The following is a 16236-nucleotide window of genomic DNA, read 5'->3' as shown; positions in this document are numbered from 1 at the left end:
ATGGAAAATCAAGCCCTCACACCACCTGCCGCGCCGGCGCCCGTGCATCGCACCGGACCCCGCTGGAACCGCATTTTTACTTCTGCCGCGATTGCCATCGTCGCCGTGCTGGCCTGGCAGACCTACGACACCCGCCAGGAATTGCGCAACGTTCAAGCCGAGATGAGCCGACGTCTGGGTGAGGGCGATAAAGCCGCTCAGGAAGCGCGGACGCTGGCCAAACAGGGGCAGGAAAATATCGATGCCCTGCAGACCAAGATGGGCGGCGTGGACGCCAGGCTGGAAGAGGCGCAAGGCCAGTCCGCTGCGCTGGAGGCTTTGTATGCCGAATTCTCGCGGGCGCGCGATGAGCGGGCGGTGGCCGAGATTGAACAAGCTGTGAATATCGCCGCGCAGCAACTGCAGCTGGCCGGTAACGTACCCGCCGCACTGGCGGCCCTGCAGAGCGCCGACAATCGCCTCGCGCTGCTGGACCAAGGCCGTTTCCTGCCCTTGCGCAAGCTGATCGCCGCAGACATGGAACGCCTCAAGTCGCTGCCGGTTTCCGATGTCGCCAGCGTGGCGCTGCAACTGGAAACCATCATGGGGCGGATCGACAGCCTGCCCTTGGGGTTTGAGCACAGCCCGGCGTTGGCCGCCAAGCCGGCTGCTGCGAAAGCCGCGAAACCGGCAAATGCGTCCGCGCCCGCCGCGGCTGAACCCGCAAAGCCTTCGCCGGGCTTCGTTATGAGTCTGGCGCAGGATCTGTGGGGTGAGTTCCGCCAGCTGATCCGTATCGAGCGTCTCGACCAGCCGGATGCGGTGCTGCTGGCGCCCGGCCAGGCGGCGTATTTGCGCCAGAATCTGCGTTTGCGCCTGCTCTCGGCTCGGTTGGCCTTGATGCAACGTGAAGGCAAATTGTTCGCCGAGGATATTCGCCAGTCGCGCGAATGGCTGCAGCGCTATTTCGATGCCCAAGCCAAGCCGGTGGCCGATACGCTGGCGGAACTGGCGCAGATCGAACGTGCCCGCCTGAGCATGAACCTGCCCAGTCTGGAGGCGACGCAAGCAGCATTGCGTGGCTTCAAGCTCGGCGGCAAGCGTTGAGGCGACCATGAAAATCATTCTGTGGTTACTGGGCTTGGGTGCTCTGGCGGTAGGCCTTTCGGTGGCAGCACGTTACAACGAGGCGTATGCGCTCGTCGTGTGGTGGCCGCATCGCGTGCAGATCGCCATGAATTTGCTGGTGCTGTTGCTGGCGGGCGGTTTCGTGATTGCTTACAAACTGGTGCGCTTGGTCGTGCGCGGCATGGAAATGCCGGGCGAGGTGAGCGCCTATCGGCAGCGGCGCCGGCGCGAAGTCGCACAGCGCGCGATGCATGAAGCCGAGCGTTTCTTTTATGAAGGCCGTTATGGCCAAGCCTTTCGCAGCGCCACTCAGGCTTATGAAGGGATCTCCCGTCCGGGGCTGGCAGCATTGCTGGCCGCCCGCTCGGCACATGCCATGCACGACACCGAGCGGCGCGATGCCTGGCTGGCGCATGCGGCTGAGTACGATGGGGATATCCGTTTTGCGCGGCTGATGAGTGAGGCTGAAATGGCGCTGGCCGACCGCCGTTTCGATGATGCCGCGCAGCACCTGGACGTATTGCGTGCCAGTGGTCACCGTCATCTGGCGGTGCTGCGCCTGGCACTGCAGACCGAGCAGGGGCGTGGACGCTGGGCCGAGGTGGCGCGTCTGGCGCGGACCCTGCGCAAGCACGATGCATTGACCGATGATCAGGCCGCACCTTTGCTGCGCCGCGCCCAGGTGGAGCAGTTGCGCGATGCCGAGGGTGATCTGGATGCATTGGAGCGCGTGTGGCAGACGATCCCAGAGCGTGAACGTCGGGATACCGGCTTCCTCCTGCGCGGCCTGCCTTACCTGATTGGCGCTGGCGACGAAAAACTGGCGGTCGAGGCGATTGAACAGGCTTTGAAAACCGATTGGGAGCCTGAGCTGGCGAGCCTGTATGGTCGTTGCAAGAGCACCGATCTGCGTTCGCAGCTCGCTGTGGGCGAAGGCTGGCTGAAGTCGCATCCGGAAGATTCCGGACTGCTGCTCGCGCTGGGCCGACTGTGTCTGCGCGCACAATTGTGGGGGAAAGCACAAAGCTACTTTGAAGCATCCTTGTCGCAGCAGGTATCGCGTGCCGCTCATCTGGAACTTGCCCGTCTGGCGGATCGCCTGGAGCGCAAGAGCGAAGCGGAGCGCCACTACCGAGAGGCTGCCGCGCTGGGAGCCTGATCTCTCTGGCTGAATGCGGATTGTCTGACAACTTGAATTGTGTTGTCATGCCGTCGGTCTGCATCACTGCGATGCAGGATTCACAGCCAATCTCAGTCATAGAGGGGAACAGGATGCGAGTTGCAAGCACGGCACGCCAGCTCGGCGTGATGGTTGTTGTCATGAGTCTGTCCGCTGGGGTTATGGCGTTCAGCGAGGCGCCGCAACTGGCCGCTCAGGTTAAAGAGGGAAAACTGCCTGCTGTTGAGAAGCGCCTGCCGGATCAGCCCGAGGTCATCAAGCCGGTTGATCGCGTTGGCATATACGGTGGCACCGTGCGTACCGCCCTGCGCGGCAATGGCGACATGAATGGCATTCTGCGCATGCTCAGTCCGCAAGGCCTGGTGCGCTGGAGTATGGATTTTTCGGCTGTGCAGCCGAACGTCGCCGAGAGCTGGACGCTGAGCCCGGATGCCAAGGAGTTCACCTTCAAGTTGCGCCGGGGCATGAAGTGGTCGGATGGTCAGGCCTTCCGCGCGGACGACGTGGTGTTTGCCGTGGAAGATCTGCTCGGCAACAAGCAGTTTTTTACCTCACCGCCAGCCCATTACGTTAATGATGGCAAGGTCCTGACGGCCGAGAAGATCGATGATTTCACGGTAAAACTGAAATTCTCCGGCGCCTATCGTGCTTTTATCGATCAACTGGCTACGCCGCTTGGCCAGCATCCGGTGATGTACCCCAAACACTATTGCCAGCAGTTTCATCCCAAGTACAACCCCAAGGTGGATGAGCAGGTCAAGGCGGCCAAGTTGAATGACTGGGCTGCGCTGATGCGTCAGAAGTGCGGCGACATTGAAGTGTCGACGCGATGGTCGAATATCGAAAAGCCAACCCTGGATGCTTGGGTCTTGGTCGATCCCTACAATGGCAATGCGACGCGTGTCAGCATGAAGCGCAACCCGTATTTCTGGCAGGTGGATACGGCAGGCAATCAGTTGCCGTATATCGACGCGATAAATTTTCCGATCATTTCCGAGCCGGAAGCCATCGTTCTTTCGATTATGAATGGTCAGATCGACTTCCAGGTTCGTCACGTCAACAACATTCAGAACCGGCCTGTCTTTTCTGAATACGCGAGCAAAGGCAATTACAAAGTCATGAGTTTTGCTGACAGCAACGCTACGGGGCTGGCGGTCTTCATGAATCAATCGACCAAAAACGACAAGTTGCGTCCCCTCATGCGCACGAAGGATTTTCGCGTGGCGCTGTCCCTGGCAATGGATCGTAAGGAGATCAACGATATCGTTTTCGTGGGGCAGAGCGAGCCTTGGCAGATCGGGCCGGCGCGCGTCAACAAGTTCTACAACGAAAAGCTTGCCAAGCAATACACCACGCAAGATCTGAAAGTGGCCAATGAAATACTCGACAAGCTCGGCCTCGGCAAGCGTGACGCGGAGGGCTATCGCTTGTACCCGTCCGGTGGGCGGGTATCGCTGGGGGCGATTGTCAGTATTGCTTCGCCGTATCAGATCGAGGCGCTGGAGCTTATTCGCAAGCAATGGGCCAAGGCGGGGCTGGAACTGGTAATTCAGAGTTCCGAGCGCTCGCTTTACTATGACCGCGCGAATAACAACAACTACGATCTGAGCGTGGACAGTCTTGCTGGCGGTCGTGACCCGACTCAGAATCCGCGAGGCTTTCTCTCGGTGCATGCGCAGGAGTCACGCCAGAGCCTGCCATGGGTGCGTTGGTATGACAGTGGTGGCAAGCAAGGCGAAGAGCCGCCAGCCAGCATGAAAAAGCGTCTGGAACTGTATGACCAGTGGAAAGACGCCAAGACCGATGCCGAAGCCGATGTACTGTTCAAACAATTGTTGGCGATTGCTGCCGATGAACTCGAAGTGCTTGGCACGGTGACTCCGGCACCGGCGGTGGGGATCAAGAGCAACCGCCTTGCCAATGTGTTCGAGAAAATGCCCTGGAGCTGGACCTATCCGACGCCGGGCCCGACGATGATGCAGCAGTGGTACTTCATCAAGTAAATCGGGTAGTCACGCCGTAACAGGAAGGGTCGCACAGGCGGCCCTTTTGTTTTTGTCCGGATTGACTTGCGAGGCATTGATGCCTGAAGATCGCTCACTCGTTTTTATCTCCTGACTATGTCTGCTACTCCGCCGCGTCGCCTCAATCTCAGCGTGCAATACGCCCTGCAAGACGCGGGCTTACCTGACCGCGCCCAGCTGCGTCGCTGGATCCGTGCCGCCGAGCCGGGCGCTGCCCAGCTGACCGTGCGCTTTGTGGAGAGCGCGGAAGGGCGTGCGCTGAATGCAGAATATCGCGGCAAAGATTACGCGACCAACGTGCTGTCTTTCCCGTACGAGGCCGAACCGGTTCTGCTTGGCGATCTGGTCTTGTGCTGGTCTGTGGTGCAAGAGGAGGCCGCTGCACAGGAAAAAACTGTCGAGGCGCACTGTGCCCACCTGATCGTGCATGGCGTGCTCCATTTGCAGGGCTGGGAGCATGAGGATGATGCCGAAGCTGAAGAAATGGAGGCCGAGGAGCGCACGATTCTTGCTGTACTCGGTTATCCTGACCCTTACTCAAATGAAAAGGACTGAGCAATGAGTGCTGAGGTTTGAGTGAGCCCGGCGCTGTAGCCAGCGCAAGTCACTCGTTCCCGGTTCTTCAATCAATACCATGGATCCAGCCAGTAGCCGCCCCAGTATTCTTGATCGCCTCTCCGCGCTCCTGACCCGCGAGCCGGACGAGCGCGCCGAGTTCGTCGAACTCCTTCACGCCGCTCACCAGCGCCAGCTCTTCGATACCGATGCCTTGGGTATCATCGAAGGCGCTTTGCAGGTGGCGGATATTCCGGTACGTGAAGTCATGGTGCCGCGCGCCCAGATGGAAGTTGTCCGGATTGACCAGAGCATCGACGAGCTGATCGATTTCGCGATTCGCACCTCGCACTCGCGCTTCCCGGTGGTGGGCGAGAACAAGGATGATGTGGTTGGGGTGTTGCTGGCCAAAGATTTGCTGCCGGCCCTGCGTCACCCCGAGCTCACGCTGCAGGCTCTGATTCGCCCGGCGATCTTCATCCCGGAATCCAAGCGCCTGAACCTGCTTCTGCGCGAGTTTCGCGTCAGTCGTAATCACATGGCCATTGTGGTTGACGAGTATGGTGGCGTTTCCGGTCTTGTCACTATCGAGGACGTGCTTGAACAGATTGTTGGCGACATCGAGGACGAATACGACTTTGATGAGGATGCCGACAATATTGTTCCTACGCCCGGCGGGCGCTGGCGTGTTAAGGCGCTGACCGAAGTTGAAGACTTCAACGCGGCCTTTGATTGCAAGATGTCGCGCGAGGACGCAGCCACCATTGGTGGACTTGTCATGCATCATTTTGGCCGTATGCCCGCGCGCGACGAAAGTGTCGAAATTGATGGTTTCAGCTTCAAGATCCTGCGTGCCGATAGCCGCCGGGTTTATACCTTGCTGGTTGAGCGCTTGCCGGCACCGGACGGCGTGGGCGGATAAAGACAGGCTTTGCGCCGGGCTGTAAATCCGATAAAATCAGTCGGGTATAGACACCTTTCCCGAGTGTCGCGCAGCCGGAGATTCCCCCCATGAGCATCCAAGACCAGATTCACCAGACCGTTACCAGCAACCCCGTCGTGCTTTACATGAAGGGCACGCCCACCTTCCCGCAATGCGGTTTCTCCTCTGCAGCTGCTCAGGCTCTGAAGCTGTGCGGCGTTACCAACTATGTCGCGGTCAATGTGCTGGCTGACGACGATATCCGCCAGGGCATCAAGGAATATGCCAGCTGGCCGACAATTCCGCAGCTCTACATCAAGGGCGAGTTCGTCGGCGGCAGCGACATCATCAAGGAAATGTATCAGTCCGGCGAGCTGCAAAAATTGCTCGAAGGCATTAGCGCCTGAGTATTTTCCAGACGTAAAAATGGCGACCAGCGGGTCGCCTTTTTTACGTCTGGAAGGCTAAAGTCTTACTTGGCTTGTTTCACCAGATAATCCACCGCAGCCTTCATCTCGTCATCGCTCAGCGCGGGGTTGCCACCACGTGCCGGCATCAGGTTTTTGCCGTTGATCGAATTTTTGTAAAGCACTTCGACGCCCTGCGCGATACGCGGTGCCCATGCCGCCTTGTCACCGGTCTTGGGTGAGTTCAGCAGGCCAGTCGTGTGGCAGGCACCGCAAACCGTCTGAGCAATCTGCTCGCCCGATTTCGGCCCGGAGCTCTGCTCTGCGCCCGCCAGTTCGACGCGCGCGACAGGCTGGATCAGCTCTGCGGTCTTCTCTTCATCTACTTTCTGCTTGCCACAAGCCATCAGTGCCAGGACGGCGGCTACAGGCAGCAACAGGCGTGCGAACTTGATCATGGGAAAGCCTCTCAATATTATTTTGCTTGGAAGTCCCGATTATAACGGCCTTCGCCGCAGCTGCGCATGGACGGCTACACGGCCCATGCAGTATCATCGCCACCTCGCAGCTGGCCATCAGTTGCCAGAGATGAAGCTTCTTGCCACCTCCCCGTGGCTTACGCACCCGTAGCTCAGCTGGATAGAGTACTGCCCTCCGAAGGCAGGGGTCACACGTTCGAATCGTGTCGGGTGCGCCATAAATTCAATGATTCACAAGTCGATCAAAACATTCGTACGAAAACTGTGCGGAATCTGATGCGTCGGTGCGTTTCTGTCCTTGCTTGAGCCACTTGCTTTTCTACTCGGTGCTTGCGCCCTTCCTTTTGAATGCATGAAGCCTCTCGCGGCGGACCTGCGTCAGCCTGGCGGAACGGTACTTTTTGGCGATGCCTGAAGAGCTAGTGTTGGCGAGGGTCTTCGGATGGCATGGATTTGACCGTGCGAGCAAAGGTTTGCAGCGTTGCCTCCTGGCCAACGCATCGCAGCTCATGCCGGCGCGCCCAAGTCCGTTTCAGGTTTCAGGCGTCATCGGATCGGATCAAAAGGCATTGTGAATGCACCAAAAATACTCTGTCCCTAAATAATAAGGCGCTGTGACGGTGCGTGAGTCAAATTGCACTCTGACCCTGTTTTATTGTGCTTGAGGCTGCAGAGTGCTCGTCCTATAGTTCAAACCCTTATGGTTGCGCAAGATATGCCTTTCGGCCTACGCGATCGCGGATTTTCAGTTTCAGGAGTGTGAGCATGCAAGAGCGTCAGGGGCTTTACGATCCCGCGAATGAACACGATGCCTGTGGCGTGGGCTTTGTTGCCCATATCAAGGGCAAGAAGAGCCACGAGATCGTGCAGGGTGGATTGCAGATTCTCAAGAACATCGATCACCGCGGCGCCGTGGGCGCAGACGAGCTGATGGGCGATGGCGCAGGCATCCTGATCCAGATTCCGGATGCCTTCTTCCGTGAGGAGATGGCCAAGCAGGGCGTGAAGTTGCCGCCAGCTGGCGAGTACGGTGTGGGCATGATCTTCCTGCCGAAGGAGCCGGCTTCGCGCCTGGCCTGTGAGCAGGAGCTGGACCGTGCGGTGCGTGCCGAAGGCCAGATCGTGCTGGGCTGGCGTGATGTGCCGGTCGATGCCGAAATGCCGATGTCGCCGCGCGTGCGCGAAAAAGAGCCCGTTATTCGCCAGATCTTCGTGGGTCGCGGCCCGGATGTGATGGTGACCGAAGCGCTTGAGCGCAAGCTGTATGTCATCCGCAAGATGGCCAGCCACGCGATCCAGCAGCTGGGCCTGAAGCACGGCAAGGAATATTACGTGCCGTCGATGTCGGCACGCACGGTGATCTACAAGGGCCTGCTGCTCGCCACGCAAGTGGGCGTGTATTACAAGGACTTGGCTGATCCGCGTTGTATCTCCGCACTGGCGCTGGTGCATCAGCGCTTCTCGACCAACACCTTCCCGGAATGGCCGCTGGCTCACCCGTATCGCATGATCGCCCACAATGGCGAAATCAATACGGTGAAGGGCAATTTCAACTGGTTGCGCGCCCGCGAAGGCGTGATGAAATCGGCCGTGCTGGCAGACGATCTGCAAAAACTTTATCCGGTGGTGTACGAAGGCCAGTCGGATACGGCGACCTTCGACAACTGTATCGAACTGCTGACCATGGCGGGCTATCCGCTGGCGCAGGCTGCGATGATGATGATCCCGGAAGCCTGGGAGCAGCACGAGACCATGGACGCGAACCGTCGCGCCTTCTACGAATACCACGCTGCGATGATGGAGCCGTGGGATGGCCCCGCCGCGATTGCCTTCACCGATGGCCGTCAGATCGGCGCCACGCTGGATCGCAATGGCTTGCGCCCGGCACGTTACATCGTTACAGACGACGACTTGGTGATCATGGCGTCCGAAGCCGGCGTGCTGCCGGTGCCGGAGAGCAAGATCGTCAAGAAATGGCGTCTGCAGCCAGGCAAGATGTTCCTGATCGACATGGAAGCCGGCCGCATCATCGACGACAAGGAACTCAAGGACGCGCTGGCCAATGCCAAGCCTTACCGTGAGTGGATTTCACGCATTCAGATCAAACTCGACGAAGTCGATGGTCCGGAGTCGGAAGTTGAATCCAGCGCCTCGCTGCTCGACCGTCAGCAAGCTTTCGGCTACACCCAGGAAGACCTCAAATTCCTGATGACGCCGATGGCCGCGACAGGTGAGGAGGCGATCGGCTCGATGGGTAATGACTCGCCGCTGGCGGTCATGTCCAGTAAGAACAAGCCGCTATATAACTACTTCCGTCAGCTCTTTGCGCAGGTGACTAACCCGCCGATTGATCCGATTCGCGAGGCGCTGGTGATGTCGACCGTGTCCTTCATTGGACCGAAGCCGAATCTGCTGGATCTGAACAACATCAATCCGCCGATGCGTTTAGAGGTCTCCCAGCCGGTGCTGGACTTCAAGGCCATGGCGAAGATCCGCGATATCGGGCAATACACCGACAACAAGTTCAAGTCCTGCGAACTCGATATCTGCTACCCGGTGGCCTGGGGCAAGGACGGTGTCGAAGCGCGTCTGGCCTCGTTGTGCGCGCAGGCTGAAGATGCCGTGCGCTCGGGCTATAACATCCTGATCGTGTCCGACCGCAAGCTCGACGCGCAGAACGTGGCGATCCCCGCGCTGCTGGCAACGTCCGCGATTCACCAGCATCTGGTCAAGAAGGGGCTGCGTACCTCGAGCGGTCTGGTGGTGGAAACCGGTTCGGCACGCGAAGTGCATCATTTCGCCCTGCTCGCTGGCTACGGTGCTGAAGCCGTGCACCCCTATTTGGCGCTGGAAACCCTGCGCGATCTGGCTTCGAGCCTGCCGGGGGTGGATGGCGACAAGGCCATCTACAACTTCATCAAAGCGGTTGGCAAGGGCCTGTGCAAGGTCATGTCCAAGATGGGCATCTCGACCTACATGTCTTATTGTGGTGCGCAGATTTTTGAAGTGATTGGCCTCAACAAGGATGTGATCGACAAGTATTTCGCCGGCACACCTTCGAACGTCGAAGGCATCGGCATTTTCGAAGTGGCTGAAGAAGCGCTGCGCCTGCACGAGGATGCTTTTGGCGCCTCGCCGGTGCTGGCCAACGATCTGGAGGCGGGCGGTGAGTATGCTTTCCGCATCCGTGGTGAAGAGCACATGTGGTCGCCAGACTCGATTGCCAAGCTGCAGCATTCGACGCGTACCAATAACTTCCAGAGTTACAAGGAATACGCCCAGCTGATCAACGATCAGAGCAAGCGTCACATGACGCTGCGCGGCCTGTTCGAGTTCAAGCTTGATCCGGCCAAGGCGATTCCGCTGGAAGAAGTCGAGTCCGCCAAGGAAATCGTCAAGCGCTTTGCCACAGGCGCCATGTCGCTGGGCTCGATCTCGACCGAGGCCCACTCGACGCTGGCGATTGCGATGAACCGCATCGGCGGCAAGTCAAATACCGGCGAAGGCGGCGAAGACCCGAATCGTTACAAGAATGAGATGAAGGGTATCTTCATCAAGAAGGGCGAGACCCTCGCAGGCATCGTCGGCAAGGATGTGATTGAGCGCGATGTGACGTTGCAGGAAGGTGACTCCCTGCGCTCCAAAATCAAGCAGGTCGCCTCGGGCCGTTTCGGTGTGACCACCGAGTATCTGACTTCGGCTGATCAGATTCAGATCAAGATGGCTCAGGGCGCCAAGCCCGGTGAGGGTGGTCAGCTGCCCGGCGGCAAGGTGTCGGAATACATTGGTAAGCTGCGCTTCTCGGTGCCGGGTGTGGGCCTGATTTCGCCTCCGCCGCACCACGACATTTACTCGATTGAAGATCTGGCTCAGCTGATTCACGATCTGAAGAACGTGAATCCGAAGGCCGGCATCTCGGTCAAGCTGGTGTCTGAAGTGGGTGTTGGTACGGTGGCTGCAGGTGTGGCCAAGTGTAAGGCCGATCACGTGGTGATCGCCGGACACGACGGAGGCACGGGCGCTTCGCCCCTGTCCTCGATCAAGTACGCGGGTTCTCCTTGGGAACTCGGTCTGGCTGAAACCCAGCAGACCCTGATGATCAACGGCCTGCGTGATCGTATCGTGGTTCAGGCTGACGGCCAGATGAAGACCGGCCGTGACGTCGTCATCGCCGCCCTGCTGGGCGCCGACGAGATGGGTTTTGCCACCGCGCCGCTGGTGGTTGAGGGCTGCATCATGATGCGCAAGTGCCACCTCAATACCTGCCCGGTGGGCGTGGCGACACAAGATCCGGTGCTGCGTCAGCGTTTCTCTGGTCAGCCCGAGCATGTGGTGAATTACTTCTTCTTCGTCGCCGAAGAAGCGCGCGAGCTGATGGCGCAACTGGGTATTCGCAAGTTCGAAGACCTGATTGGTCGTGCTGATCTGCTCGACAAGAAGCAGTCGATTGAACACTGGAAGGCGCAGGGGCTCGATTTCTCGAAGATCTTCCACGTGCCGCAGGTTGATTCGGCTCGCCGCGTGATTTCCAGCCAAGACCACCTGCTGGAAAAGGCGCTGGATCACAAGCTGATCGAGAAGGCCCGTCCCGCACTGGACAAAGGCGAGCGCGTGTCTTTCATCCAGCCGATCATCAATGTCAATCGTTCCGTGGGCGCGATGCTCTCTGGCGAAGTGGCGCTGAAGTACGGCATTGACGGTCTGCCGGATGACACCATCCATGTGCAGCTGACGGGCACAGCAGGTCAGAGCTTTGGCGCCTTCCTGGCGCATGGCGTGACGCTGGATCTGGTTGGCGAAGGCAATGACTACGTCGGCAAGGGCTTGTGCGGTGGTCGCGTGATCGTGCGCTGCCCGAATGATTTCCGTGGTTTCGGCCCAGAGCACATCATCGTCGGCAACACCGTGTTGTTCGGCGCGATTGCCGGTGAGGCCTATTTCAACGGCGTCGGTGGCGAGCGTTTCGCAGTGCGTAACTCTGGCGCTGCGGCGGTTGTCGAAGGCGTGGGTGACCACGGTTGCGAATACATGACCGGCGGCACGGTGGTGGTTCTCGGCGAAACCGGCCGCAACTACGCGGCAGGCATGTCGGGCGGCGTGAGCTACGTGTATGACCCGGAGGGTTTGTTTGCCACACGCGCCAACACAAGCATGGTTGATCTGGAGGCCGTTCTGCCGGTCGCCGAGCAGACCGCGAAGATCGACCGTGACGTGTGGCATGCGGTGTCACGTGGTGGTGTGGGCGAGGCGGATGACATCATCCTCAAGCGCCTGATCGAAAACCACTTCCGCCATACCGGCAGCTTGCGTGCCAAGAATCTTCTCGAGTGCTGGGAAGAGTCGCGCAAAGCATTCGTCAAGGTCATGCCGAAGGAATACCGTCGCGCGCTGAAGGAACTGGCCGTCGCTGCGCGCGCCAAATCTGAAGCTGTTGCCGCCTGAGCACGGAAAGAGTGAGGAATTAGAAATGGGAAAAGTTACAGGCTTTCTTGAGTTCGAGCGCCAGGACGAGGGCTACGAAGCAGCGGAAACGCGCAAGAAGCATTACAAAGAGTTTGTCGTTGCGCTGAGTGATGACCAGGCCAAGATTCAGGGCGCACGCTGCATGGATTGCGGCATTCCGTTCTGCAACAACGGCTGCCCGGTCAACAACATCATTCCGGACTGGAATGACCTCGTGTACAAGCAGAAGTGGCGTGAGGCGATTGACGTGCTGCACTCCACCAACAACTTCCCGGAATTCACCGGCCGCATCTGTCCGGCGCCGTGTGAAGCTGCTTGTACCTTGGGCATCAACGCCGCGCCGGTGGGCATCAAGTCCATCGAGCACGCCATCATCGACAAGGCTTGGGAAAGCGGCTGGGTTGTACCGCAGCCGGCTGCAGTCAAGACCGGCAAGAAGATCGCCGTGGTTGGCTCCGGCCCTGCCGGTCTGGCCGCTGCTCAGCAATTGGCGCGTGTTGGCCATAGTGTGACCGTGTTCGAGAAGCGTGATCGCGTCGGCGGTTTGCTGCGCTATGGCATTCCGGATTTCAAACTCGACAAGAGCATCATTGATCGTCGCGCCAAGCAGCTCGAAGGCGAAGGCGTGGTGTTCAAGACTTCGGTGTATATCGGCGATGCCGATCTGCCCAAGGGTGTTGGCAACGATGCCAAGGAAAAGATCAGCCCGAAGCAACTGATCAAGGATTTCGATGCCGTGGTGATCACCGCGGGCTCTGAATTTCCGCGCGATCTGCCGGTGCCGGGCCGCGAGCTGGAAGGTGTGTATTACGCCATGGAATTCCTGCCGCAGCAGAACAAGGTGAATGCGGGCGACAAGCTCAAGGATCAGCTCACCGTGGGCGGCAAGAATGTTGTTGTCATCGGTGGTGGTGACACCGGTTCGGACTGCGTCGGCACTTCCAATCGTCAGGGCGCCGCCAGCATCCTGCAGATCGAGCTGATGCCGAAACCGCCGGTACAGGAAAACAAATCTCTCACTTGGCCTTACTGGCCGAACAAGCTGCGCACCTCTTCGTCGCACGACGAAGGCTGCAACCGCGAGTGGTCTGTGACCACCAAGGAATTCAAGGGTGAGAACGGCAAGCTCAAGTCCATGGTCATCGCCAATGTCGAATGGGCCAAGGATGAAAAAACCGGCCAGTTCAAGATGAGTGAAGTCGCCGGTTCCGAGCGCGAAATTCCAGCCGAGGCTGTATTTCTGGCCATGGGCTTTGTGAATCCGGTGGCGGGTTTACTGGATGCCTTTGGTGTCGAGAAGGACGCACGTGGCAATGCCAAGGCAACGACCGACGGTGAGGGCTGCTACGCCACCAACGTGGCCAAGGTTTTCGCTGCGGGTGATACGCGTCGTGGCCAGTCTCTGGTGGTATGGGCGATCCGCGAGGGTCGTCAGGCTGCACGCGAGATCGATGCCTTCCTGATGGGTGCCAGCGTCTTGCCGCGCTGACCTGACTGTTTTTGCACAAAAGGCCGCGTCATGCGGCCTTTTGTGTTTGTGTGCTACTAATTCTTGCGTTCGTCGGAAGTTGCGGGACGACAAGGCACGGATGCTTATGCGTAGGCATAATCGCTTTCTATACCAAAATTGCTAAAGCCGCAGGCACATGGGGCTGTTCCGCTCGGCGGGATAAATTCGAGGGTTCGGGAGATGATGTATCGCATAGAGTTCAACGGACGTTTGCTGGAGGGCTTCGATCCGCAGTTTGTCCGCCTCGAAGTTGGCGTACGCCTGCGTTTGCGAGATGCGCAGATCGAGCGTTTGTTCTCCGGACAGACCGTCGTGCTGAAAAAGGCCGTCAGCGAAGAAAGCTGCAAGGCTTACATGGCGGAGCTTCGTTCTATCGGCCTGGACGCCACTCTGGTGCCTCTGGATATCGCAGATCCAGAGCCCAGTGCCGCCTCTGAATACAAAGTGGTGTATTGGGGTAAGGTTCTCCCGGGTTTTGAGCGGATGGCCGTCATGGCCGCGGCGGCCAAACGTCTGCGTGTGCCGCCCGCACAATTGATGCAGGTTTTCGGTGGTGCAAAGGTGGTGCTCAAGCGTGGCGTCACGGCCGAGCAAGGGGCGCGAATCGTTGTTGATATGGCTTTGCTTGGCATGCAGATCGAGCTTGAGATAGACACGCCTCTTGCTGCTGTCTCGCTGCAACCCACCCCGCAAGGCGTGCCGATGCTGCCTTCCGCAGGCACGCAGGAAGATGACCCACAGTACGGGGCGCTTTTGCAAACCGCTTGTGATTTGTCTGGCACCGCATTTTCCGGCTATGACATGTCTTCAAGTGTGGCGCGCGATGACGAGCCGATACCGATTCCACCTGTGGTACGTGATCTGAGACCAAAACCGCGTGATGTCGGGATTGCTGCCGCCAATGCTGATGGCTACCTGAATTGTCCGCGGTGTGGTTTTTATCAGGCCTATGCCATCACCTGCAGCAAGTGCGGTGTCGAATTGCCCAAGCCTCGTTCCTATGTCGGCCGTGTGGATCGATTCGTGGATATCGCGCCGACTACGCTGGTGAATCCTGCCGAGCCGTTTACTCCGCAGGAGCGGGCGCCGGCCCCAAAGCGCCAGATAGAGTCTTTGCATGATCAGTTGGTGCAGCAGGACGTTCCGTCGCGGGCGAATGTGAGTGATTTTCCGTATTTGAAGATCATGGCCGTTCTGTTGGTTCTGGCCTGGTTGATCTATTGGCTCGCCCGCTGACATACGCAAGGGTTTTTGCGGTGCCGCGCCATCTTTATTTTGTCTGTTTGCCGCAACACGAGGGAGCCTAAAGCCTTGCCGGCAGCGGCTTTGCGGGGCATATTAGCGTATGCCCCAATGGGCGGTTGTGAGTGATGTGCGGACCATGCTGCAAACAGCTCGATACATATCGGGTAAAAATAAAGGGGGCGGGCAATGTATTGCATAGTGTTCAGCGGTCGTCTGCTCGACGGCTACGATCCGCAAGTCGTGCGCAAGGCTGTGGCAAGCCGTCTGAATCTTGATGCCCAGCAGGTTGAGCGCCTGTTTTGCGGTGAACGCGTTGTTCTGAAAAAAGGCGTTACAGAAGATTCGGGGCGTCTCTATCTTACGGTTCTGCATCGTCTGGGACTTGATGCCGGCATGGCGCGGATTCCACGCGCAGCTGAGACCGTGCAGGCACTGGCAACTTTCAAGATCGTCTTCTGGGGCCGGACTCTCGATGGTTTTGAACGCTCTGCCGTGATGAAGGCTGCCGCAGTGCGGCTCAAGGCTGCACCGGCACAAATCGAACGCATGTTCAATGGCGACAAGGCTGTGCTCAAGCGTGGCGTGCCGTCCGATGTGGGGACGCGCTATGTGGTTGAGCTGGCGCGTATCGGCATGCAGATTGATCTCGAAGTCGAGACTGCGGTCCAACCCGCTGCTCCGGTGCAGATTGTCATTCCAAAAGCTGCTTCCGTGCCGGCCGCAGAGCGTCAGGCTGGTTTCCGGCGCCATGATGATGAAGCGTACGCAGGCTTGCTACAGACCCAATTTGAATTGCCTGGTACGACTGATTATGCAGAAGAGATGGATTCTGCGCATGGCGTGATGGCCGGAATGGTTGTCGGCGAATCCAGTTACAGTGCGCCGCTGCGTTCGGTTGCGCAGGCACCCGCGCCGCGTGCAGTCGTGCCTTCTCCTGGCGTGCGCAGCAGCAAGCCGATTGTGATGCCGGCGCCGGCCACTGCGGTGGAGTATGTGCGTTGTGAGCAGTGTGGTCACCGGCAGACGCCGGGCTCGCGTTGTCGCGTGTGCGGTACTGAAATGCGCCGTGCGTCGCCGCGCCCGTTGATTCCGATGGATGCGTCTGCCTACGCCTCACCGACAACTGTCATGGGAAATATGCCGCAGGCCTTGATGCGGAGCAGTGTTGCGACTGCGCAGCCCAGATCGCGTGATGACTTGCGATCACAGCTGCGCAAACAGAGCAGGTCGGAACGTAAGCAGTCGCAGAAACTGAATTTGAAGTTCAGCGCTCCGACCTTGATCGGCATTGCATTGGTCATTACCGTGGTGCTTTGGGCGGTTTTCTGAGCAGGCATCGGTCCC

11 protein-coding genes and 1 tRNA gene are annotated in these 16236 nt (G+C 58.8%); 11 read left to right on the top strand and 1 reads right to left on the bottom strand.

What is annotated here, in order from left to right; genetic code table 11:
• The 6 genes from ABXR19_RS08100 (at nt 1) to grxD (ending at nt 6195) form a co-directional block, all read left to right on the top strand.
• The gene (locus ABXR19_RS08100) at nt 1–1086 is read left to right on the top strand and encodes a uroporphyrinogen-III C-methyltransferase (protein ID WP_354600613.1); all 1086 of its coding nucleotides are present in this window, start codon (nt 1–3) and stop codon (nt 1084–1086) included.
• 7 nt (nt 1087–1093) lie between these two features.
• On the top strand, nt 1094–2266 hold the full coding sequence (locus tag ABXR19_RS08095; protein ID WP_354600612.1) for a heme biosynthesis HemY N-terminal domain-containing protein: 1173 nt from the start codon (nt 1094–1096) through the stop codon (nt 2264–2266).
• Nucleotides 2267–2379: 113 nt separating this feature from the next.
• A complete protein-coding gene (locus ABXR19_RS08090; RefSeq protein WP_354600611.1) occupies nt 2380–4290 on the top strand; it encodes an ABC transporter substrate-binding protein in 1911 nt (636 codons plus the stop codon).
• Between the two features lie 153 nt (nt 4291–4443).
• Nucleotides 4444–4866, top strand: coding sequence for an rRNA maturation RNase YbeY (gene ybeY, locus ABXR19_RS08085; protein WP_354600610.1), 423 nt, complete (start codon nt 4444–4446; stop codon nt 4864–4866).
• Nucleotides 4867–4945: 79 nt separating this feature from the next.
• Nucleotides 4946–5788, top strand: coding sequence for a CorC family transporter (locus ABXR19_RS08080; RefSeq protein ID WP_354600609.1), 843 nt, complete (start codon nt 4946–4948; stop codon nt 5786–5788).
• Between the two features lie 89 nt (nt 5789–5877).
• A complete protein-coding gene (gene grxD, locus ABXR19_RS08075; RefSeq protein ID WP_354600608.1) occupies nt 5878–6195 on the top strand; it encodes a Grx4 family monothiol glutaredoxin in 318 nt (105 codons plus the stop codon).
• A gap of 65 nt (nt 6196–6260) precedes the next feature.
• Here grxD and ABXR19_RS08070 read toward each other — a convergent pair whose 3' ends face one another.
• Nucleotides 6261–6653 (bottom strand): c-type cytochrome, encoded by a 393-nt coding sequence (locus tag ABXR19_RS08070; protein ID WP_354600607.1) that lies wholly within the window; start codon nt 6651–6653, stop codon nt 6261–6263.
• 162 nt (nt 6654–6815) lie between these two features.
• Between ABXR19_RS08070 and ABXR19_RS08065 the strand changes: the two genes are divergently transcribed.
• The 5 genes from ABXR19_RS08065 (at nt 6816) to ABXR19_RS08045 (ending at nt 16221) form a co-directional block, all read left to right on the top strand.
• Nucleotides 6816–6892 (top strand) — tRNA-Arg (locus tag ABXR19_RS08065).
• A 547-nt stretch (nt 6893–7439) separates the two neighbouring features.
• On the top strand, nt 7440–12116 hold the full coding sequence (locus tag ABXR19_RS08060) for a glutamate synthase-related protein (RefSeq protein WP_435594307.1): 4677 nt from the start codon (nt 7440–7442) through the stop codon (nt 12114–12116).
• 25 nt (nt 12117–12141) lie between these two features.
• The gene (locus ABXR19_RS08055) at nt 12142–13626 is read left to right on the top strand and encodes a glutamate synthase subunit beta (RefSeq protein ID WP_354600605.1); all 1485 of its coding nucleotides are present in this window, start codon (nt 12142–12144) and stop codon (nt 13624–13626) included.
• 201 nt (nt 13627–13827) lie between these two features.
• Nucleotides 13828–14883 carry a hypothetical protein gene (locus ABXR19_RS08050; protein WP_354600604.1) on the top strand — a complete coding sequence of 352 codons (1056 nt, stop codon included), beginning with the start codon at nt 13828–13830 and terminating at the stop codon, nt 14881–14883.
• A 195-nt stretch (nt 14884–15078) separates the two neighbouring features.
• Complete coding sequence (locus tag ABXR19_RS08045; RefSeq protein ID WP_354600603.1) at nt 15079–16221, top strand: hypothetical protein; 1143 nt, start codon at nt 15079–15081, stop codon at nt 16219–16221.
• Nucleotides 16222–16236: the final 15 nt, after the last annotated feature.

This window comes from Uliginosibacterium flavum (genome assembly GCF_040566545.1).
Taxonomy (GTDB): domain Bacteria; phylum Pseudomonadota; class Gammaproteobacteria; order Burkholderiales; family Rhodocyclaceae; genus Uliginosibacterium; species Uliginosibacterium flavum.
This window is presented reverse-complemented; position numbering and strand designations above follow the sequence as displayed.